The organism is Bradyrhizobium sp. NBAIM08, from assembly GCF_020193935.1.
GTDB lineage: Bacteria > Pseudomonadota > Alphaproteobacteria > Rhizobiales > Xanthobacteraceae > Bradyrhizobium > Bradyrhizobium yuanmingense.
The window spans coordinates 24209-46477 of the sequence record NZ_JADYVR010000003.1 but is presented as its reverse complement, the minus strand read 5'-3'; the positions used below and the strand labels follow the sequence as shown (position 1 = coordinate 46477).

The following is a 22269-nucleotide window of genomic DNA, read 5'->3' as shown; positions in this document are numbered from 1 at the left end:
ATCCGGATGCGGGCAAGGCGGTCATTCGACGGGCGAGGCCTTCATGCGATGGTCCTCCAGCGGCAGGCCGAGCGCGGCCTGGATCGCACGCGCGAGGAACTGCAGCGTCAGCAGCAACATGCCGAAGGTGACGATCGCTTGCGGAAACCACAGCGGCGTGTCGCTCGAGGTCGAGACCTGGCCGCGCACGAAGGCGCTCCAGGCGAATTTCGCCATGGCCATGGTCAGGAACGCCATGAAGGCGAAGCCGGCCGCCGCCGAGAGGATCTCGAGCGCGCGCTGCACCGGCACGGGTGCGTTCTTCAGGAGCAGCACGACGCGGATGTGGCCGCCGACGCGCAGCGTCATGGCGGCACCGAAAGTGAAGGCCGCCGCCATCAGATAGGAGGAATATTCCCACGCGATCGAGATGGTCGGCGGGAAGAACGGCAGGAAGTTCGAGAGGAAGCGGGTTGCGACCTCGCACAGCATCAACAGCGTCAGCATCAGGAGACAGAAGCCGCCGATCCAGCCGTCGAGCCGGCCGAGGCGATCGATGCCGTCGAGGACGATGCGCAGCGGCGCAGGCGCCGCCGCGTTGAGGCTTTGCGATGCTTCAGGCGAAAGGCTCACCACGCCTCGTCCTCAGCCGCGCTTAATTTCGGCGAGATAGGCCCGCACCGGCTGGTCGGCCGCCGGCACGCGCTTGAGGAAGGCATCCAACTGCGGCGCGGTCTTGGCCCGGATGTCCTTCATCATGGCGTCCGAGACCGGCACCACCTCCATGCCGCCTTCCTTAAGGCGGTTGAGGCTGTCGACATCGGCCTTGAGCGAATTGGCCCAGAAGCCGGGCTCCATCTTCGCCGCGATGTCAGCGACCAGCTTCTGTTGATCGGCGCCGAGCGCCTTCCAGGCATCGAGATTGACGGTGAGCATCTGCGACGACCAGACATGGTTGGTCGGGTAGACGTATTTCAGGAACTCCCAGAACTTGCCGTCGACGCCGGACACCGACGAGGTGGAGACCCCGGCCACCGCGCCGGAGGCGAGTGCGGGGATCGTTTCGCCCCAGGGGATCATCACCGCCGCCATACCGATGGCATTGAGCATCTCGACCGCGTTCTTGTCGGGCACGCGGATCTTGATGTTCTTGAGGCCCTCGACGTCGGCGACCTTCGCCTTCAGATGCAGATATTGCGTCGGCCACGGCACGATGTAGAGGATCTTCTGATTGTTACGCGCGGCGATCTTCTCGTATTCGGGCCGCACATATTTGTGCAGCACCTTGAGCTCGTCCACGGAGCCGCAGAGGAAGGGGATGCTCTCGACGCCCATGAAGGGCTCGTCGCCGACCTGCTGGATGTTGAGGACGTCGGCGAGCGGCACCAGGCCGTCGCGCACGGCCCGCAGGTGCTCGGGCCCCTTGAAGCCGAGCTGGCCGCCGGCCTTCACGGTGATGGCGACCGCACCATTGCTTTGCTTCTTCACTTCCTCCGCGAAGGACATCGCGTTCTGGGTGTGGAAATTGCCGTCGGGCCAGACCGTCGACATATCCCAGCTCGTTGCCGCCCGTGCGCGAGTCGAGATGTGGCCGGCGGCGAGCAGCGTCGCTGCGCCCACAGTGAAGTTCCGTCGCGTAATCATTGCTCCCCTCCGTTTACCGAGCGTGTTGATGCATCAACGCGCGTACCCATAGACCTTGACTGCGTTCTCCGAAGACACGAGACCGCTTGCGACGTCGTCGTTGACGGCCGCGCGATCGCGCTCCCTGGGATCGCCGATGCCGGCACCGCCGGGCGTCAGCACGACCAGCCGGTCGTCCGGCGGCACCTGCTGAAAGCCCTTGCCGCGCAGCTTCTTGCCGGACTTCAAACCGACATAGCCGGCCTCGCCGTTCTGGCCGCCGTCCCGCCCGCGCGGCGGGTGGTCGATGCGGTCGAACGCGGCGAGGATGTCGAACGGCGCATCGACCCCGCTGCCGACTTCGATGATCTGGCCGAGGCCGCCGCGGGTGCGCCCTGCCCCGCCGGAATCCGGACGCAGCTCCTTGCGCCAGAAGATCAGCGGCGTCTGCGTCTCCGCGATCTCGACCGGCGTGCCGCGCACGCCGCTTGGGTAAGCGGTCGCCGACAGCCCGTCCTTGCCGAAGCGCGCACCGGTGCCGCCGTTGGAGGTGACTGCCATCGAGAACCCGTAATTGCCGCCGGCGCCGGAGCGGGTCTGGCCGCGCACGTTGAGATTCCACAGGCAGGAGGTGCCTTCCGCAGGCACGCGCTCGGGAATGATCTGGCGCAGGCAGCCGAACACGACGTCCGGCAGCATCTGGCCGATGACGTGGCGCGACGCCACGGGCGCCGGCTTTGGCGCATTGAGGATGGCACCAGCCGGCGCCGACACCGTCAGCGGCGAGAGCGAGCCGGCATTGTTCGGGATCTGCGAGGCGACGACGCAGCCGAGGCCGAACACGGTGTAGGCGGTGGTGTAGGACAGCGGCACGTTGATGCCGAATTTTGACGCGGCGGAGGTGCCGTCGAAATCGACGTGGATGCCGGTATCCGAGATGGTCAGCGTCGCCGCCAGCGTCACCGGCGCATCATAACCATCGACCACCATGGTGTTGCGCCAGCTGCCCTTCGGCAGCTTTGCGATCTCCGCGAGCACGGCCTCGCGCGAGCGGTCGCAGATGTAGTCGCCGAGCTCGTCGAGCGTGTCGATGCCGAACTCACTCATCATCTCGACCAGGCGCTCGCAGCCGACGTCGTTGCAGCCGGCGAGCGAATAGGTATCGCCCTCGGTGTCGATCGGCAGCCGCGTGTTGGTGCGGATCATCGCCATCAGCGTCTCGTTGACGACGCCCTGGTCGATCAGCTTCAGCATGGGGATGTAGAGCCCCTCCATGAACACGTCGGTGGCGTCGGGCCCGAAGCCGATGCCGCCGATGTCCATGAGATGGCTGGTGCAGGAGAACAGTGCGACGACCTTGCCGTCCTTGAAGCAGGGCGTGGTGACGACGAAATCGTTGAGATGACCGGTCCCCATCCAGGGATCGTTGGTGATGTAGGCATCGCCCTGCTTCATCGTCTCGATCGGGAAGTGAGCGATGAAGTGCTTGACCGATTCCGCCATCGAGTTGACGTGGCCGGGTGTGCCGGTCACTGCCTGCGCCAGCATCCGCCCCCTGAGGTCGAACACGCCGGCCGAGAGGTCGCCGCATTCGCGCACGATCGGGCTGAAGGCGGTGCGCAAGAGCACCTGCGCCTGCTCCTCGACCACGGCGATCAGCCGGTGCCACATGATCTGAAGGTCGATCAGGCTCGCGCCATTTGCCTTGCTCATGATCAGGCCGCCTTTCGTTCCATGACGATGCTGCCGGCACCGTCGATATGGGCGTCGAAACTGGTGGAGACGAAGGTCGAGGTTTCGTCTTCCGCGATCACGGCGGGGCCTGCGATGGTCGCCCCTGGCGCCATGTCCTCGCGCCGATAGAGCGGGATCTCGATCACTTCGCCGGCCCGGCCGTCGAAGAATTTTCGGCTGCCGGACGCCTTGGCCGCGGGCTGGCGCGCCACGGAAGCGACGGCGGGCGGATTGCGCGCCTCGGTGGTCGCGAGCACCGACCAGCTCAACACCTCGATCGCCGCGCCCGGGATCGGTCGCTCGAACATCGCCGAATAGTCGGCCTCGAACTTTTGCCGCAGACCGGCGAGATCGGCCGTCGTCAGCGGACGGTTCGGCAGCTCGACGGTGATCTCGTGGCCCTGGCCGACATAGCGCATGAAAGCCGCGCGGCGCTCGCGCACCGGCGCGCCGGCCGCGCCCGGCTCGACCAGCGCGCGCGCTTCGGTCACCATGTCCTGAAGCAAGTCAGAGACCGCCTCGGTATCGAAATCATCGAGCCGGACGTGACGGCTGCGCACCAATTCATACGCGATGGGAGCCGCCAGAAATCCGACCGCCGAGCCGACGCCGGCGTTCGAGGGCACGATCACGCGGGAGACGCCGATCTTCTCGGCAACGCGCGCCGCATGCAGCGGCGCGGCGCCGCCGAAGGCGATCAGCGTGTGCTGGCCGACCACCGCGCCGCGCTCGACAGCGTGCACGCGCGCGGCGCTCGCCATGTTCTCGCAGACCACCTCGTGCACGGCATAAGCCGCTGTTTCCGCCGACAGGCCGAGCGGCGCACCGACATCGCGCAGCAGCGCCTGTTTCGACAGCTCCGGATCGAGCTTGATCGTGCCGGCCGCAAAGGCGTCAGGATCGATCATTCCGAGCGCAACGTCGGCATCCGTCACCGCGGGGCGCTGACCGCCGCGGCCATAGCAGGCCGGTCCCGGCTCCGACGAGGCGCTCTCCGGGCCGACGGTGACGCGCTTCATCGCGTCGACATGGGCGATCGAACCGCCGCCGGCGCCGATCTCGACCATCTCGATCACGGGGATGCGCACCGGCAGGCCGGAGCCCTTGAGGAAGCGCGCGGCGCGATCGACCTCGAACACGCGCGAGGTCTCGGGCTGGTATTTCTCGATCAGGCAGATTTTCGCGGTGGTGCCGCCCATGTCGAAGGACAGCACCTTGCTCTCCCCGAGTCGCGCCGCGATCTGCGCCGCGAAGATCGCGCCGCCGGCCGGCCCGGATTCGACGAGACGCACCGGAAAGCGCCGCGCGGTCTCGATCGAGGTGACGCCGCCGCCTGAGGTGACGAGGTAGATCGCGCCGCGGAACTGCTCGACCTGCAGGGCGTCGGCCATGCGGGCGAGATAACCGTCGATCAGGGGTTGCACATAGGCGTTCGCGACCGCAGTCGATGTGCGCTCATACTCGCGAATTTCGGGACAGACGGCGGAAGACACCGTCACGGAGATGCCGGGCATCTCCTCGGCCATGATCGCCGCTGCGCGTCGTTCGTGCTCGGGATTGGCGTAGGAGTGCAGGAAGGCGACCGCGACGCTTTCGACGCCGAGTTCACGCAATTTCGGCGCGAGCGCGCGCACGGCCGTCTCGTCGAGCGGGAGGCGGACGGCGCCGTGGGCGTCGATGCGCTCGGGCACGGTGAAGCGGAGGCCGCGCGGCGCCAGCGGCTTCGGCTTGTCGATGCTGAGATCGTACTGGTCGTAGCGGCTCTCGGTGCCGATATCGAGCACGTCGCGAAAGCCTTCGGTTGCGATCAGCGCCGTCTTGGCGCCGCGCCGCTCGATGATAGCGTTGGTCGCAAGCGTCGTGCCGTGGATGAAGACGTCGATATCGCTGATATGCGCGCGCGCATCGGCAAGAATGAGCCGCATGCCGTCCAGCACCGCCTGCTCGGGCCGCTGCGGCGTCGTCAGCACCTTGCGGGTTTTGCGGTCTTGTCCCACGTCCAGCACGATGTCGGTGAACGTGCCACCGATATCAACGGCAAGCCGCACCTCGGCTCCCTCGAGCATTCCAATTTCTCCGTGCTGATCGTCAAGTTCGGGTCCAAAAGCACAGCAATTCCCGTGCCATGAGGCATGCCTGCAACGCTGTGCCCGGCTATTTTGCGCGGCACCCATGCAATAGGCAAGGCGTGTTCGCGCCTGAGCGATCAGAGCAGGAATGCAAGCGCCGCTTCACAGCGCTCCTCAACCTTCAGCGTCAGGAGATCGTCGGCGCGCGTGCGGCCGAGATTGACCGCGGCGATGGGGATATTGCGCCGCGCGGCGGCTTGGACAAAGCGGAAGCCGGAATAGACCATCAGTGACGAGCCGACGATCAGCATGGCATCGGCTTCTGCCAGATGATCCTGCGCCGTGGCCACCACCTCGCGCGGCACGTTCTCACCGAAGAACACCACGTCGGGCTTGAGGATGCCGCCGCAGGCTTGGCAAGGTGGCACCTCGAAGGAGGAAAAATCCTCGTGCTCCAGATCGGCGTCGCCGTCGGGTGCATCGGCGGCATCGAGCGTCAGCCATGCCGCATTGGCGCGGCCGAGCGCGTGCTGAAACTCCTCGCGCGACGTCTTCGCCCCGCAGCCCATGCAGCGGACCAGATCGAGCCGGCCGTGCAGGTCGATCACCTGCCGATGGCCGGCCGACTGATGCAGCCGGTCAACGTTCTGGGTCAGCAGCATCCCGCACCGGCCGTTCGCCTCGAGCCGGGCCAGCGCGCGATGCGCATCGTTGGGCCTCGCCCGGCCGAACCGCCGCCAGCCGATCAGGCTGCGCGCCCAATAGCGCCGGCGGGTCTGCTCGTCCGACATGAAGGCCTGGAAGTTGACGGGCTGGGTCCGCTTCCAATTGCCCTGGCTGTCGCGATAGTCGGGAATCCCGGAATTGGTGCTGCAGCCGGCGCCCGTCAGCACGAACAGGCGTTCGTGCCGGCCGATGAAATCCTGGAGCGGAGGTTTTGCCGGAGGGGCATTCGTCATGGCGCATGATGTAGTTCGCGCCGGCCCGTTTTGCCAGATGACGACAATCCCGGCGCATGGCGGCCGCATAGCCGCTATCGCGGCGACCGCCGTCCCGTGAGATCGAGCGGACGAGCTTTCTCTTGTCCCGCGATCCGCGCGGCCTGCTGCAGCGTCAGCCTGAACTCGTCCCGCTTCTCGTGCACCGAGGCGATCGCATGCCCGACTGCAACGCCGAGGCCGACCAGTGCGGCTTCGGAGAGCTGCAGGCTCGCCTCGATGGTTTCCGGCACCGCATCGGTTGCGCCGATCGCGTAGAGGTGCCGGGCATGATCGGCGTCCCGCGCACGCGAGACGATCAGCACGTCCGGCCGCACCGCCCGGATCCGCTCGACGACGGCATCGATCGCCGGCCGCGACTGGATGGTGATGATCACGCCGGTCGTCTGCATCAAGCCGCAGGCTTCGAGGAAACCCGGCTCTGTCGCATCGCCAAAATAGACCTTGTGACCGTCGCGGCGATCACGCGCCACGTCGACGGCCGCGTGATCGACCGCGATGTAGTTCAGGCCATGGCTGGTCAGCAGGGAGCAGACCACCTTTCCAACACGGCCATAGCCGACCACGATGGCTTGCGCCCGGTCGCCGGGCGGCCGGACCGCGAGCTCGGGATCGGGCGTGCGTTCGCTGCTCAGCTTCGCGGCCAATCGTCGCCCGAGCATGCCCAGAAGCGGCGTCAGGGCCATCGTCACGGCGGTGACGGCGACGGCAAAGCTCGACACGGGGGGCTCGATCATGCCTCCGGCCGCCGCCATTCCGATGCTGACGAAGGCGAATTCGCCGACGGGGCCCAGCAGGAAGCCGATCTCGATCGCCGCCGGCCATGACAGCCTGAAGAGGCGTCCCAGGATGATGAGCACGATCGCCTTGCCGACGAGAATGCCGACGACGGCGGCCAGCAGCCAGCCGGGCTCGCGCAGGAACACACGGACGTCGATCGCCATCCCGACTGTGAAGAAGAAGATGCCCAGCAGCAGGCCCTTGAACGGCTCGACGGTGGCCTCGATGGCCTTGCCATATTCGGTTTCCGCCAGCATCAGTCCTGCAACGAAGGCTCCGAGCGCCATCGACAGGCCAGCCTGGTGGGCGGCAAGGCCTGCGCCGACGATGACGAACAAGGTCGCGGCAACGAACAACTCCGTCGAATGGGTGCCTGCGACCATCTGGAAGAGCGGACGCATCAGCAGCCGTCCGACCAGAGTGAGGAAGGCTACCGCCAGCACAGCCTTCAGGACCGCACTGGAGATGTGCGCCACGACCGAGCCACCGCTTCCCGCGCCGAGCACCGAGACGAAAACCAGAATGGGGACGACTGCGAGGTCTTGAGCCAGCAGCACCGAGAAGCTGGCGCGCCCGGCCGAGGTGGAAAGCCGCTTCTCGGCGGACAGGAGCTCGAGCACGATCGCCGTCGAGGACAGCGCAAGGCTCGCGCCGAGGATCACGGCCGTATCGGAGCTCTGCCCGAAGAGAAGCGCCACGCCGAAAATCATGGCCGACGTCGCGAGGACTTGCAGGCCGCCGAGCCCGAACACCAGACGCCGCATCGTCATGAGCCGTCTGAAAGACAGCTCGAGCCCGATCAGGAATAGCAGGAACACGATGCCGAGATTGGCGATACCCTCGACGTTCTGGGCGTCCGTCACGGTGAACCAGTACAGGACCGGGACGTCCTTGACGAGCGAGCCGAGCCCGAGCGGACCGAGAATGGCGCCGGCCCCGAGATAGCCCAGCACGGGATTGATGCCCCAATGCCGGACCATTGGCACCACCACGCCGGCAGTCCCGAGCACCACCAGCGCGTCACTATAGGCATTGATGTTGATGGTTGTGGTCACGGGCCCTTCACGTGTCGGCGCCCGCCAATAGCGGCAGCGCCATCCACGGTCGATAGCACACGGCGCCGCAGATCCCCAACCGGTCGCGCCCCTCTATCCCACGCGAGGCGCGCGCAACCCCAAGCCGGTTTTCAGCTTGCCCAGTTCTCCCGAAACTCTGGAAACAGCGTCAGGCCCCCGCAGGCATAGATAGTCTGCCCGGTGATGTAGCTGGCGTCGTCCGAGGCGAGGAAGGCGAACACCGCGGCGATCTCTTCCGGCGTGCCGACGCGCCCCATCGGAATGTGGGAGGTGACGACGCCGCGCTTCTCCGGATCGCCGGTCCAGGCCGCATTGATCGGCGTGTCGATCGCGCCGGGACCAACCGCATTGACGCGGATGCGCTGGCCGGCGAATTCCAGCGCCAGCGTGCGCGTCAGATTGGCCATGCCGCCCTTGCTGATCGAGTAAGCGAGATAGCCGGGTTTGGGGATGATCTGGTGGACGCTGGAGCAGTTGATGATGCTGCCGCCTGCCCCGCGCGCGACGAAATGCGCCAGCGCCTTCTGCGCACACAGCACGGCGCCGTTCAGGTTGACGTCGATGATGCGGCGATAGGTTTCGACGTCGAGCGCCTCGCTCGGCGATTCCCGCTGGAAGCCGGCATTGTTGACGAGACAGTCGAGGCGCTTGAAACGCGCCAGGACCGTCTCGAACATCGCGGCGATGTCCTGCTCATTCCCGATATCGGCCTTGACGACGATATGGTCGAGCCTGCCGTGGCCGCGATCGCTCGATGCGGTTCGTGCGAGCGCGAGCGTCTCGTCCGCCCCCTCGGGACTGCCGAAATAATTGATGGCGACGGTCGCGCCTTCCTGGGCGAGCCGGATGGCGACGGCACGGCCGATGCCTTGTGAGGCGCCGGTCACCAGCGCGTACTGGCCGACGAGGCGCGAGGGAAACGGGGTCGAGCGTTCGGTTTGCGGCATGTGTTTTCTCCGGGATGCATCATCATGGATGGAACCGGCGTTTTGTTCCATCCCTCGCAGATGCCGGGATCTAGTCAGCTCGCTGCGCGCGCGGCGAGGTCAAGATCTGATAGAGGATGATCGCGCCGAAGGTCGCGGTGCCGATGCCGCCGATCGTGAATGCACCGAATTTGAGCGTGAGATCGCCGGCCCCTGCGATCAGCGCCACCGCGACCGTGATGAGGTTCGCAGGATTAGCGAAGTCGACCTTGTTCTCGACCCAGATTCGTCCGGCCATCGCCGCGATCAGCCCGAACAGCACGATCGAAAGCCCCCCGATGACGGGACCCGGGATGGACAAGATGAGCGCGCCGAATTTCGGCGAGAAGCCGAGCAGGATCGACACCAAGGCTGCGAACGCAAACAGCAGGGTCGAATAGACCTTGGTCGCCGCCATCACGCCGATGTTCTCGGCATAGGTGGTGACGCCGGTACCACCGCCGCACGCTGCCACGATGGTAGCTAAGCTGTCGGCGAATAGGGCGCGGCCGAGATAGGCATCGAGGCTTCGGCCCGTCATGGCGCCCACGGCCTTGATGTGCCCGAGATTCTCGGCAACGAGAATGACCGCAACCGGCGCGATGAGGAAGATCGCATCGGCATGGAAGCTCGGCGCAGTGAAGTTCGGCAGCCCGAGCCACGGCGCGGCCGACAATTGCGTGAAATCGATCGGCTTGCTGAAACCGAGGCCGTTCGCAAAAAGCAGGTACAAGAGATAGCCGCCGACAGCGCCGAGGATGATCGGCAGGCGGCGCCACAGGCCTGGCGCTGCAACGGCCACCACGCCGATGATCAGCACGGTGGCGAGCCCGATCCAGGTGTCGAAGGCATTGGCGCTCACCGCCTTGACCGCCACCGACGCGAGATTGAGACCGATCGCGGCGACGACAGCGCCGGTAACGGCCGGCGGCAGCAGCCGCTCGATCCAGCCGACACCGGACCACATCACGACCAACGAAATCAGGCCATACAGCACTCCGGCGCCGACGATGCCGCCGAGCGCAACCGACAGGTTCGGGTTCGGCCCCTGCCCGGCATAGCCGGTGGCGGCGATGACGACGGCGATGAAGGCGAAGCTCGAGCCGAGATAGCTCGGCACGCGCCCGGCGACGATGACGAAGAAGATCAGCGTGCCGACGCCGGAGAACAGAACTGCAACGTTGGGATCGAACCCCATCAACAGCGGCGCGATGATCGTCGCACCGGACATCGCGACGCAATGTTGAAGACCCGAGACGATGGTCTGGCCCCAGGACAGCCGCTCCTCCGGCATGATCACGCCCGAGGTCTTGAGCTTCCAACGTGGAAAATAACTCTGCTCGTCCGAGCCTGTTGCGATCGTCATGTTTCCACCCAAGTTCGACGCAACGACCGATGGTCGTGCCAACAGACAAAAATGTGATTGTCGCTTCTGCGGCGCCCATCACATGATGCAAATCATCCACGATCAATCCGTTCCCGAGCCTACATTATGACACAGATTGCGATCCCGTCAGCCATCCAGCGCCGGCACCAGCCCTGGTACAAGATCCTCTACGTCCAGGTGCTGATCGCGATCGCACTCGGCGTGCTCATCGGCTATCTCTATCCCGATCTCGGCAAGGCCTTGAAGCCGCTCGGCGACGGCTTCATCGCGCTGATCAAGATGATGATCGCGCCCGTGATCTTCTGCACCGTGGTGCACGGCATCTCCTCGATGGGCGATCTGAAGCGGGTCGGCCGGGTCGGGCTGAAGTCGCTGATCTATTTCGAGACGGTCTCGACCGTAGCCCTCGCGGTCGGCCTTCTGGTCGGCGAGATTCTCCAGCCCGGGCGCGGCTTCAACATCGATCCGGCCACGATCGACCCGAAATCGGTGGCGACCTACGTCACCAAGGCCCACGAAGAGGGCATCGTCGCCCATCTGATGGCGATCATTCCCGACAGCTATCTCGGGGCGATCGCGCGCGGCGACCTCTTGCAGGTGCTGCTGATCTCGATCCTCTCCGGCTTCGCCATCGCCTTTCTCGGCAAGGCCGGCGAGCCCATCGCGGACGCGATCGACAAGGCGGCGAAGATGTTCTTCGGCATCATCCGCATCATCGTGCGCGTCGCGCCGATCGGCGCCTTCGGCGCCATGGCGTTCACCGTCGGCGCCTACGGCCTCGGCTCGCTGCTCAATCTCGCCGCGCTGATCGGCACGTTCTATCTGACCAGTATCCTGTTCGTGCTGATCGTGCTGGGTTCGATTGCCCGGCTCGCCGGCTTCTCGATCCTGCGCTTCATCGCCTATATCAAGGACGAGCTCTTGATCGTGCTCGGCACCTCGTCCTCCGAGACCGTGCTGCCGCAGATGATCCAGAAGATGGAGCATCTCGGCGCCTCACGCTCCGTGGTCGGCCTCGTCATCCCGACCGGCTACAGCTTCAACCTCGACGGGACCAACATCTACATGACGCTGGCGACGCTGTTCCTGGCGCAGGCGACCAACACCCATCTGACCATCTGGCAGGAGCTCGGCATTTTGGGCATCGCCATGATCACCTCCAAGGGGGCCTCGGGCGTGACCGGCGCCGGCTTCATCACGCTCGCTGCGACGCTGTCGATCGTGCCTGATATCCCGATCCAGTCGATCGCGATCCTGGTCGGCATCGACAAGTTCATGAGTGAATGCCGCGCGCTCACCAACCTGATCGGCAATGGCGTTGCCTGCGTGGTCATCAGCATCTCCGAAGGCGAGCTCGACCGCGACGCGCTGCACGAGACCATGGCGCATCCGCTGGAGATCGGCGAGGCGCTGGAGCCGGGTGGAGGCGCGGCATCCTAGGCCGCGCAATCGGTGGGCAGACGAAGCCTGGTTCCGATGCGGTAGTTTCCCGGAGTAGAAAATCGATGCGGCCCGCGTCACAACAATGGCGTTGGGATCACGGATTTATACTCATTTTTTTCCGCCCGACGCGCTGGGGGCAGGGCGTCGGGCTTTTGAAAATCACAGCCAGATCCAGAGCGCCAAGCGGGATCAGACGATCCCGCCATCGATGCGTGGCAAATTGGCGGCAATTTCGATCCGCCGCGTGATCCCGATCGCCTGCAGGAACGCCTCGTCATGGCTGACGACCAGCAGTGCGCCGTCATAGGCCCGCAAGCCGGCCTCGACGGCTTCGATGGACTCGAAGTCGAGATGATTGGTCGGCTCGTCCAGGATCAGCAGCGACGGCGGCGGCTGCCCGCCCAGCACGCAAGCGAGGCCCGCGCGGAAGATTTGCCCGCCGCTCAGGCTCCCGGCGATTTGCAAGGCGGCATCGGCGCGAAACATGAACCGGGCCAGCGCGGCATGGCACTCGTTCGCACCGGCCTTCGGATTGAGACGCCGAAAATTGTCCAGGATGGAGCGCGCCGGGTCGAGCAGGCTGACCTTCTGGTCGAACAACGCGAAATCCGGCCTGAGCCGCACGATACCCGCAAGCGGACGCAGCTCGCCCGCGATGAGCTTCAGCAGCGTCGTCTTGCCGGAGCCATTGGGCCCGACCAGCGCGACGCGCTCCGGCCCGACCACCGCAAATGAGAGGTCGCGCACGACTGGCTGCTCCGGCCAAAAGCCAGCGCTGACACCGTCAAGCCAAAGCACCTCCCTCCCCGCCGGCAGGTCGGTTGCGGTCAATTTGACCGAGAGCGGCTGAAGAACCTCGACGCGCCGGCGCGCCGTGTCGATGGCTTGAAGCGCTTCCGCGCGCTGCCGCTCGGCGATTTGCGCATTCTTGCCGCCCGTGTCCTCGCTGCGATCCTTGCGGGCGCCGGCCAGGATGCGCGGCATGTCGCCCTTGGCGCGCTTCTTTCTGCCGCCGCTGTCCTTGCGCGCTTTCTTCTCCGCGGCCTCCCGCGCCCTCCCGTCGATCTCGGACAGCCGGTTCTCGGCAAGCGCGAGATCGTGCCTCACAGCCGCGAGCTCGATGGCCTTCTGCGTTCGAAAGCTGCTCCAATTGCCACCATATCGCGTCGCGCCGAGCGACGTCAGTTCGACGATCGCATCCATGGTGTCGAGCAGTGTCCGGTCGTGGCTGACGATAATCGCGCCGCCGCGCCAGGCAGCCAGCAGATCGGTGACGGCCTTGCGTCCGTCCTGGTCGAGATTGTTGGTGGGCTCGTCCAGCAGCAGGAAGTCAGGCGCAGCGAACACCAGCGCGGCGAGACGAACCCGCGTGATCTGGCCACCGGACAGGCACGACAGCGCCGTATCGGCAGACGGATCGAACCCGAGGCGCGCCAACGCGGCCTCAAGCCGCGTCTCGAGCGTCCAGTCGACCGCAGCGACCTCGTCGGCGGAGGCGTCGCCCCGCTCGGCACGGCGCATCAACTCGAGCGCCGGCCGCACGCCGAACAGATCCGCCACGGTCGCGCCGGCAAGAACCTGCACGTCCTGGCGCAACAAGCCGATAGTGCCGTTGATCAGAACGCGTCCTGACTGAGGAACATGTTCGCCGAGCATCGACGCAAGCAGCGTCGTCTTGCCAACGCCGTTACGGCCGACGAGACCAGTTCGCTCGGCGCCGAATGTCAGATCGAGGTTTGAGAAGAGAGAGCGCCCGTCAGGCGTGGACAGCGACAGGTTCGACAGGACGATTGAAGCAGGCATGGAATTCCCCGTGAGCAAGGCGGATGGGCGTTGCGGTCGGGGAGAAATCCATGGCTGCGAAGATCCTGATTGAGGAACTCTCTAACTAGTCCCATCAAAGGGCGAGATCAAGGCGCGGCACGAGGAGACAACAGGCGTGATGGGCGCTGTCGTCCTTCCTCGCCGTGCACCATCAGCCCTTGAGCGCGGTCACCACCACCTCAATTAGCGCACCGCCGCCGAGATCGGCGACGCCGACGGTGGCGCGGGTCGGCAGGTTGTCGCCGAAGAATTCGGTCCAGGCCGCGTCCATCTCTTTCTTCTTGGAGAGATCGGTGACGAAGATCGAGGCGCTGACCACGCGGCTCTTGTCGGTTCCCGCCTCTTTCAGATAGCCGGCGATCTTGCCGAGGATGTTGCGGGTCTGCTCGCCCATCGAGACCGAGGTGTCGTCGGCGATCGTGCCGCCGAGGAAGACGAAGCCATTGGCTTCGACGGCGCGGTGCATGATGGGCGTGCGGATGCTGCGGGTGATGCTCATGATATCCTCTTGTTTAGAGCGTGGAAGGGTGGAAGCGGTCGATGCCGAGTTCGCCGATACGGGTCTGGGTGCCGCCGTTGACGATCAGTTCCGCCATCACGGCGCCGGCGCCAGGGCCGAGCTGGAAACCGTGCAGCGAGAAGCCGAACTGGTGATAGAGGCCCTTGTGACGCGAGCTCGGCCCGAACACGGGAATGTCGTCCTTCATCTTGGCTTCAATGCCGGCCCAGGCACGGACGATGTTGGCGCTGCGCATCACCGGAAACAGCTCGAACACGGTCTGCGCACTGGTCGCAAGGCTCTTCCAGTCCAGCACCGTCTCGTTGCGATCCTGATAGGGCGTCGCCAGATGGCCGCCGCCGATCAGCACGGTGCCGTTCTTGAACTGCTTGAAGGACAGCTTTCGACCACGAAGGATCACGACGGGGTCGATGAAGTGCGGCACGCGCGAGGTGATCATCAGCATCGGCGCCACGGTTTCGACCGGGACGGGCTCGCCGAGATGAGCCGCGATCCTGCCGGCCCAGGCGCCGGCAGCATTCACCAGCACCGGCGCGGCAAAGCTCTCCGACCCGGCATCGACGTGCCAGAGGCCGTCACGGTGCCGGATGCTGCCGGCAGCTACGCCTTCGCGCACAGTTGCGCCCAATTGCTCGGCCTTGCGGCGGAACGCCGTCGTCGTCTGCGCCGGATTGGCCGCCCCGTCACGCCGAGAAACCACACCGCCGGGACAGGTCTCGGCCACCGCCGGCACCAGCCGGCGCAGTTCGGCGGCGTCGATCAGCTCCTCGTGGGTGAAGCCCAGCGCATTGAGCTCGGCGACGCGCGCGCGGCAGAGGGCGAGTTCTTCCTCGTTCTCGGCGACCAGCACCTGGCCGTAGCTCTCGAAGCTGCAATCGTCGTCGACGAGATCCGTGATCTTCTCCCAGATGTCCATCGAGCGGATCGACAGCGGAATCTCGGGAATGTGCCGCGCGAGCTGCCGGACGCCGCCGGCATTGACGCCCGAGGCGTGACGGCCGGCATAGTCCTTCTCGATCAGCACCGGCTTCAGGCCGGCGAGACACAGATGCAGCGTGGTCGAGCACCCGTGGATGCCGCCGCCAATGACGATCGCATCCACATTTGTGCTCATCCGCGCACCACAGCCTTGACGTCGGCCTCGCTCTTGGGAACGGCGGCGAGTTCGGCCAGCGTGATCGGCTTCACCGGCGCGCGCAGCCGGTAGTAACCGATCTCCTGCGGGGTCTTGCCGCGCGCCCGCGCCATCAGCTCGGTGACGGTGAGGCCGCAGAGCCGGCCCTGGCACGGGCCCATGCCGGTGCGGCGATAGGCCTTGAGCTGATTCGGCCCGGTCGCGCCGATCGCGACGGAATCGAGAACGTCCTTTGCCGTGACCTCTTCGCAACGACAGACGATGGTATCGCCTGAAGGAATCCGGAACTGCGGCGCGGGGCGGAACAGCGTGTCGAGGAACAGGCGACCACGCTCAGCCTTGGCGAGGTCGGAACGGAGCGTCGCCATTGCGGGAAGTTTTGCGGCAGAAGCGGGCGCCAGTGCTTCGACGGCGGCGCGCGCGGCAATGCGACCGCGCACCACGGCTGCACTCGCGCCGCCGATGCCGGCCCCGTCACCGGCGATCGCGATGCCGGCGACCGACGAATTGCCGCTCGCGTCGAGCACTGGCGACCAGCACAATTGCAGATCATCCCAGCGATGCTCGATGCCGGCTGACATCGCCAGATTGACGTTGGGCACGACGCCCTGATGCAGCAGCAACAGGTCCGCAGCGATGGTCTCGCGCTTGCCGCCGGCGACGTAGCTCACGCTGGCAAACTGGCCATCACCGGAAGCCGCAAGCTCGGTGACGCCGGAGACGACCTGCACCTTCGCCCTCACCTCGCGCATCATCGACAGGCCCTTGGCGAAATAGGGCGAGGTGAGGAAGGCGAAAGCGTGCGGGAGCGCGGCGAAATAATTGCCGCGCTGGGTGGTGTCGAGGATGCGATCGATGCGGCCGCCAAGCCGCAGTATCTGCGCGGCGAGCAGCCAGAGCAGCGGCCCCTGCCCTGCGATCACGGTGCGTCCGTCGGGCACCAGCGCCGAGGACTTCAGCATGGTCTGCGCCGCGCCCGCGGTCATCACGCCCGGGAGCGTCCAGCCGGGAATTGGGAACGGCCGCTCCAGCGCACCGGTCGCGAGAATCACGCGTTTCGCCTTGACGAAGGCCGAGGCGCCGCCGATCGAGACGGCGATATCGAGATTGCGGTCGAGGCTCCAGACGGTGGCGCGGTGGATGACCTCCGCATTGCTCGCGCGCAGCGACTGCACGAGATCGGCCCCGACCCAATAATCGGCGCCGAGCTGATTGCGCTCGGTAACCGGCGTCGAGGCGATGGCGCGAAACACCTGGCCACCGGGGCCGATGTTCTCGTCGAGCAGCAGCGTCGAGAGGCCGGCCTCGGCGGATGTTGCGGCAGCAGCAAGGCCCGCGGGCCCGGCGCCGATCACCACGACGTCATAGTTTTCGCGCTTGGGAGCCACGCTCATTTTCCGATCTCCCGCTTGCCCTTCTGGATTTCGATCTGCATGCCCTCGGCGACGGGCACGAGGCACCCTTGCCGGTTGCCGACGCCGTCGATGGTGACGAGGCAGTCGAAGCAGACGCCCATCATGCAATAAGGCAGACGCGGCGCGCCGCTCACCGCGGTGGAACGCCGTGCGTCAACGCCGGAGGCCAGCAGTGCGGCGGAGACGGTGTCGCCCTGGCGCGCTGCGACCGCGACGCCATCGACGAAGATCTGCACCTGTGGCCGCTTGTCCTGTTCGGATCGCTTGAACATGGGGATGCCTCTTGGCTCCTTCTCAGAATCTCTAGTAGCCGCTGCTGTTCGCAGCACCTGCGCCGCCAAAACGGCTGGCCGAGAACGCGCCGACCAGCTCCGGCTCGAGCGCGCCCTGCGCCACCATGCGCGCGATCTCGAAGGCGTGGTTGGAGGCGAGCGTCACGCCGGAATGGCAGCAGGCGACGAAGGCACCGGGATGCGTCTCCGACTGATCGTAGATCGGAAAGCCGTCCTGCGGCATGACGCGGATTCCGGACCAGCTCCTGACCACGTTGAGCCGCGCCAGATGCGGAAACATGCGCTGCGCGCGATCGGCCATGACGCCGCTGATCGACGGCTTCAGCGTGCGATCATCGAGCTCGTCCTCCTTGCTGTCGCCGATCATCACCGTGCCCTCGTCGGTCTGGCGGATCGTGGTCAGCGGATGCGGCAGGAACGGCATGGTGCGCTCGGTCACGACGACCTGGCCGCGAGTCGGGCCCATCGGCGCAAAGAGGCCGACCATCGGCGCCAGCGTCTGGTTGGCGTTGCCGGCGGCGAGCACGATCTTGGCGGCGCGCAGCTCGCCCTGCGGCGTGATCAGCCGAAATTCGCCCCCGCTCTTGCTGATCGCCGAGACCGGACGCTCCGGAAAATAGTCGATGCCGAACGCAATGAAGCCGGTGTGGAAGGCGCGGAAGGTGCGCAGCGAATTGACGTGGCCGTCGAGCGGACAATAGCTGCCGCCGGAGACCTCGGGGCCGACCAGCGGCAGCGCCTCCTTCACCTCGGACGGCCGCAGCATCTCCATCTTGTAGTCGGCCGCGCCGACCTGGTTGTGCATGCGCTTGACGAGCTCGGTGCGCTGGCCGAATTCGTCCTCGCCGAGCGTGAGATGAAAACCGCCGTTCTGCTGCAGGGCGACGTCGAGGCCGGTCTGCTGCTTCAGCTCGGAGGCCAGCCGGCCCCACGCCTGCGAGGCCTGCACGGTCCACCGCGTATAGGCCGGCATGCCGAGCCCTTTGCTCTGCACCCACACCAATGCGAAGTTCGCGCGCGAGGCGCGCTTGGTGATGTCGCCTTCGTCGAGCACGGCGACCTTCTTGCCGAGCCGGCCGAGGCCCCAGGCAATGGCGGAGCCGAGCAGTCCGCCGCCGACGACGGCGACGTCGTAATCTCCTGACATGAGTTCTCCTATCGTCCCGTATCGCCCTTGCCAGCGAGCACACGGTCGAGCCCGTAGAAGCGGTCGAGCAAAATGAGGGCGGCCATGGTGATTGCGATCACGCAGGCCGAGACCGACGTCACGAGCGGATCGATGTTGTCCTGGATGTAAAGGAACATGCGGACCGGCAACGTCTCGGTCCCGGGCGCCGCAAGGAAGACGGTCATGGTGAGATCGTCGAAGGACTGGATGAAGGCGAGCGCCCAGCCGCTGATGACGCCGGGCAGGATCAGCGGCAAGGTCACGCGGCGGAACAGCGTCCAGCCGCCGGCGCCGAGCGAGACCGCCGCCATCTCGACCGTGCGGTCCATGCCGGTCGCCGCCGCCAGCGTCAGCCGCAGCGCGAACGGGAACACGATGATGACATGCGCGACGATCAGCGCCGCGAAGCTGCCGCCGAGACCGGCCGAAGTGAAGAAGCGCAGGAAGGCGATGCCGAGCACCACATGTGGGATCATCAGCGGCGACAGGAACAGCGCCGCCAGCACATCACGACCACGGAAGCGATAGCGCGCGATCGCCAGCGCCGCCGGCACCGCAAACAGCAGCGCCACGAGGGAGGACAACGCGCCAAGGCCGAGGCTGACCCAGAAGGCGTGAATGAATTCGGGATAGTTCGCAATGGTCCTGAACCAGCGCAGCGAGAAGCCGTTGGTCGGCAGCGACAGGTATCCCTCAGGCGTGAAGGCGACGAGGCAGACCACCAGGATCGGCGCCACCATGACGATGACGAAGATGGTGTGAAAGATCAGCGCGAGCGGACCGTTCCGGCTCATCGGAACACCTCCGCATAGCGGCGTTCGATCAGTGCGTTGCTGCCGACGACGATCAGCACCAATGCGGCCAGCAGCAGCGTTGCGACCGCAGCGCCCAGCGGCCAGTTCAGCGTGTTGAGGAATTCGTCATAGGCGAGCGTTGCCGCGACCTTGAGCCGGCGGCCGCCGATGATCGCAGGCGTTGCGAAGGCGCTGGCCGAGAGCGAGAACACGATGATGGCGCCCGACAGCACGCCCGGCATGATCTGGGGCATGATGATGCGGCGGATGATGGTCGCAGGGCCCGCGCCGAGCGACATCGCAGCATTCTCGATCTGCGGATCGAGCCGCTGGAGGGCGGCCCATACCGACAGCACCATGAACGGCATCATCACATGCGCGAGCGCGATCACCACGCCTGTTTCGGTGAACATGAAGGGAATGGGGGAGCCGATCAGCCCGAGCGAGATCAGGAGCTTGTTGACGAGGCCGTTGTTGCCACCGAACAGCAGGGCCCAGCCCAGCGTTCGCGCCACCACTGAGATCAAGAGCGGCCCGAGAATGACCAGTAGGAAAAAACTCTTCCAGCGGCCGCTCATGCGGTTGAGGATATAGGCTTCGGGCGCGCCGAGCAGCGCGGTGAGCAGCGTGGTCAGAATCGCGATGCGAAAGGTCCGCGAGAACATCTCGGCGTAATAGGGATCGGTCGCGATCTCGTGCCAGTTCTTGAGGATGAAGACCGGCTCGATGCCCTTGTACTGGCCCCAATCGTGGAATGACAGCATTACCGTCATCGCCAGCGGAATCAGCAGCACGCCGACGAACAGCATCAAGGCGGGTGCGGTCAGCACCCACGGCGCGCGCAGGCTGCGCTCCTCGGCCGCCATGCTCATGCGCCGGCCCTCACGCGAACGCTCATGTCTTCGGGCCGCCAGGTGAGGCGAACCGCGTCCCCTTCGGCCGGCTGCGCTTTGCCGTCGTTCTGGCGGATCACGATCGCCGGGCCGCATTCACTGTCGCACTGGAACAGCCAGTGATTGCCCTGGAAGATGCGCGTGATGATTTTTGCGCTGAGCCCTGTATCGCCAAAGCCGATTCTTTCGGGGCGAACGCTGACGGTGACGGGACCGCCGAGCCCAGCCGGCGCCGGTGCGCGCCAGGAGCCGGCCACCAACTGCGTCGGCGCGACGGTCCGGTCGATCGTTCCGGCAAAATCGTTGGTCTTGCCGAGGAATTGCGAGACGAAGGCCGAGGCCGGCCTTTCATAGGTCTCTTGTGGCGTGCCGATCTGCTCGATCTTGCCCTGGCTCATGACCACGATGCGATCCGACAGCGACATCGCCTCGTTCTGGTCATGCGTGACCAGGATCGTGGTGGTGCCGACGGTGCGCTGGATCTGGCGCAGCTCGATCTGCATCTCCTCGCGCAGCTTGGCGTCGAGGTTCGACAGCGGCTCGTCGAGCAGCAGCACGCTGGGCTTGATCACCAGCGCACGCGCCAGTGCCACGCGCTGCTGCTGGCCGCCGGACATGCGGCGCGGATGGCGATCCTCGTATCCGGCGAGGCCCACCATCGCGAGTGCGGCGCGGACGCGTTCGGACCTTTCAGCGCGCGGCACGCCACGCATCTCCAGGCCGAAGGCGACGTTCTCCGCCGCGGTCATGTGCGGAAACAGCGCGTAGCTCTGGAACACGATGCCGAGGCCGCGCTTTGCCGGATGGATCGCGGTCAGGTCCTTGCCCTCGAGGCGGATCGCGCCGCGCGTCGGATCGAGGAAGCCCGCGATCATCTGCAGCGTCGTGGTCTTGCCGCAGCCGGACGGGCCGAGGAAGGAGATGAACTCCCCCTTCCCCACCGACAGGCTGAAGTCATCGACCACAGTCTGCGTGCCGAACTGCTTTGCGACCCGATCGAGCTCGAGATAGGCCATGACGCTGTCTCCGCGGCGACCGATCAGCGTTCGACCTCGCGATTCCAGCGCTTGGTCCACTCCTCGCGCTTCTCGTTGATCACGGTCCAGTCCGGATTGTAGAGCTTGGCCGCGCGCTCGCCGATCGGCGCCATCTTGCCGAGCTCGGGCGGGATCACCAGCGATTTCAGCACCGGGCCGTAGCCGTAATCCTTCAGCATCACGAGCTGGGTTTTCGGATCGAGCAGCATCTTGACGAAGCTCGCAGCCAGCGGCGAAGCATTGGGCTTATTGATCGGGCACGCCGTGGTCAGCAGCGTCGCTGCGCCTTCCTTCGGGTAGACGAAGTCGACGGGGAAGCCGGTATTGGCGAAGCTCTGCACGCGGCCGGTGCCCCATACCGCGATCACGGCCTGGCCGGACTGGAACAGCTCGGTCATCTTGCCCGGCGACGGCTCATAGGCCAGCACGTTCGGATTGATCTGCTCCTTGAAGATCTTGAAGCCGGACTCGACGTTGGTCTCGCCGCCGCCGTTCATCTTCGACAGCATCACCAGCGCTTCGAGACCGTAGGTGTTGTTGATCGGTGGAATCACGAGCTGTTTTGCGTATTTCGTGTCCTTCAGGTCGTTCCACGAGGTCGGCGGCGCCCAGCCTTTCTCCTTGAACACTTTCGTGTTGTACATCAGCCCGGTGGCGACGATGCCGATCGCAACCGCGCGATCGTCCTTGAAGCGTGCAGTATCGTAGAGATCGGCGGGCAAGCCGTCGAGCTTGCCGCAGAAGCCGAGCTGGATGGCCTGGTACATCGGGCCATCATCGACGATGGCGACGTCGATCTGCTGGTTGCCTTTCTGCGCCTGGAGCTTGGCCAGCGTGTCGGTGGAATTGCCGGCGACGTATTCGACCTTGACGCCGTTCTCCTTCTCGAAGGCCGGGATCACCTCGTCGCGGATGGTCTTCTCGAACGAGCCGCCATAGCCGGCGACGTAGAGCGTTTTCTGCTGGGCCGAGGCGACCGAGGGGACGGCAATGAGCGCTGCGATGCTGACCGCGGTCAGAAGGCGAAAAGTCTTCATGTGGACCGATCTCCAATACCGGAATGAGGTGACGTGCCGACGAGTCTCGCTGGCTGAAGCGCGTTGCCGCATTCCCTTCCGCGCCAATCCGCTTCCGAT

19 protein-coding genes are annotated in these 22269 nt (G+C 65.7%); 1 reads left to right on the top strand and 18 read right to left on the bottom strand.

Translation table 11 applies throughout. From position 1 onward, the window contains the following. Positions 1-21: 21 nt before the first annotated feature. The 8 genes from I6F37_RS11035 to I6F37_RS11000 form a co-directional block, all read right to left on the bottom strand. Positions 22-615: a TRAP transporter small permease subunit gene (locus I6F37_RS11035; RefSeq protein ID WP_035998480.1), complete on the bottom strand. Its 594-nt coding sequence runs from the start codon at positions 613-615 to the stop codon at positions 22-24. Positions 616-624: 9 nt separating this feature from the next. Then, a complete protein-coding gene (locus I6F37_RS11030; protein ID WP_035998477.1) occupies positions 625-1623 on the bottom strand; it encodes a TRAP transporter substrate-binding protein in 999 nt (332 codons plus the stop codon). Positions 1624-1656: 33 nt separating this feature from the next. Then, positions 1657-3315: a hydantoinase B/oxoprolinase family protein gene (locus tag I6F37_RS11025; protein ID WP_035998474.1), complete on the bottom strand. Its 1659-nt coding sequence runs from the start codon at positions 3313-3315 to the stop codon at positions 1657-1659. Between the two features lie 2 nt (positions 3316-3317). Continuing rightward, complete coding sequence (locus I6F37_RS11020; RefSeq protein WP_035998471.1) at positions 3318-5402, bottom strand: hydantoinase/oxoprolinase family protein; 2085 nt, start codon at positions 5400-5402, stop codon at positions 3318-3320. A 140-nt stretch (positions 5403-5542) separates the two neighbouring features. Beyond that, positions 5543-6364, bottom strand: a complete 822-nt coding sequence (locus I6F37_RS11015) for an NAD-dependent protein deacetylase (RefSeq protein ID WP_035998466.1) — start codon at positions 6362-6364, stop codon at positions 5543-5545. Between the two features lie 74 nt (positions 6365-6438). Beyond that, positions 6439-8238, bottom strand: coding sequence for a cation:proton antiporter (locus I6F37_RS11010; protein ID WP_225151207.1), 1800 nt, complete (start codon positions 8236-8238; stop codon positions 6439-6441). Positions 8239-8369: 131 nt separating this feature from the next. Next, entirely contained in the window at positions 8370-9206 is an 837-nt protein-coding gene (locus tag I6F37_RS11005) for a glucose 1-dehydrogenase (protein WP_035998460.1), read from the bottom strand. A gap of 70 nt (positions 9207-9276) precedes the next feature. Beyond that, complete coding sequence (locus I6F37_RS11000) at positions 9277-10590, bottom strand: solute carrier family 23 protein (RefSeq protein WP_225151205.1); 1314 nt, start codon at positions 10588-10590, stop codon at positions 9277-9279. 126 nt (positions 10591-10716) lie between these two features. Between I6F37_RS11000 and I6F37_RS10995 the strand changes: the two genes are divergently transcribed. Beyond that, positions 10717-12051 carry a dicarboxylate/amino acid:cation symporter gene (locus I6F37_RS10995; RefSeq protein WP_109142485.1) on the top strand — a complete coding sequence of 445 codons (1335 nt, stop codon included), beginning with the start codon at positions 10717-10719 and terminating at the stop codon, positions 12049-12051. 192 nt (positions 12052-12243) lie between these two features. Here I6F37_RS10995 and I6F37_RS10990 read toward each other — a convergent pair whose 3' ends face one another. The 10 genes from I6F37_RS10990 to I6F37_RS10945 form a co-directional block, all read right to left on the bottom strand. Continuing rightward, on the bottom strand, positions 12244-13857 hold the full coding sequence (locus I6F37_RS10990; protein WP_225151203.1) for an ABC-F family ATP-binding cassette domain-containing protein: 1614 nt from the start codon (positions 13855-13857) through the stop codon (positions 12244-12246). A 172-nt stretch (positions 13858-14029) separates the two neighbouring features. Beyond that, positions 14030-14377: a RidA family protein gene (locus tag I6F37_RS10985; RefSeq protein ID WP_028138431.1), complete on the bottom strand. Its 348-nt coding sequence runs from the start codon at positions 14375-14377 to the stop codon at positions 14030-14032. A 13-nt stretch (positions 14378-14390) separates the two neighbouring features. Beyond that, complete coding sequence (locus I6F37_RS10980) at positions 14391-15512, bottom strand: FAD-binding oxidoreductase (protein ID WP_036021805.1); 1122 nt, start codon at positions 15510-15512, stop codon at positions 14391-14393. Further along, positions 15509-16927 carry an NAD(P)/FAD-dependent oxidoreductase gene (locus I6F37_RS10975; RefSeq protein ID WP_225151202.1) on the bottom strand — a complete coding sequence of 473 codons (1419 nt, stop codon included), beginning with the start codon at positions 16925-16927 and terminating at the stop codon, positions 15509-15511. The genes I6F37_RS10980 and I6F37_RS10975 overlap by 4 nt, the downstream gene beginning before the upstream one ends. Then, on the bottom strand, positions 16924-17220 hold the full coding sequence (locus tag I6F37_RS10970) for a (2Fe-2S)-binding protein (RefSeq protein ID WP_025034065.1): 297 nt from the start codon (positions 17218-17220) through the stop codon (positions 16924-16926). Before I6F37_RS10970 ends, I6F37_RS10975 begins: the two co-directional genes overlap by 4 nt. Positions 17221-17251: 31 nt before the next feature. Beyond that, a complete protein-coding gene (locus I6F37_RS10965) occupies positions 17252-18388 on the bottom strand; it encodes an FAD-binding oxidoreductase (RefSeq protein ID WP_109142480.1) in 1137 nt (378 codons plus the stop codon). A gap of 8 nt (positions 18389-18396) precedes the next feature. After that, positions 18397-19203, bottom strand: coding sequence for an ABC transporter permease (locus tag I6F37_RS10960; RefSeq protein WP_109142479.1), 807 nt, complete (start codon positions 19201-19203; stop codon positions 18397-18399). Then, positions 19200-20075, bottom strand: a complete 876-nt coding sequence (locus I6F37_RS10955; protein WP_225151200.1) for an ABC transporter permease — start codon at positions 20073-20075, stop codon at positions 19200-19202. Before I6F37_RS10955 ends, I6F37_RS10960 begins: the two co-directional genes overlap by 4 nt. After that, positions 20072-21112: an ABC transporter ATP-binding protein gene (locus tag I6F37_RS10950; protein WP_035998437.1), complete on the bottom strand. Its 1041-nt coding sequence runs from the start codon at positions 21110-21112 to the stop codon at positions 20072-20074. Before I6F37_RS10950 ends, I6F37_RS10955 begins: the two co-directional genes overlap by 4 nt. Before the next feature lie 23 nt (positions 21113-21135). Then, complete coding sequence (locus tag I6F37_RS10945) at positions 21136-22170, bottom strand: ABC transporter substrate-binding protein (RefSeq protein ID WP_035998434.1); 1035 nt, start codon at positions 22168-22170, stop codon at positions 21136-21138. Between the last annotated feature and the right edge of the window lie 99 nt (positions 22171-22269).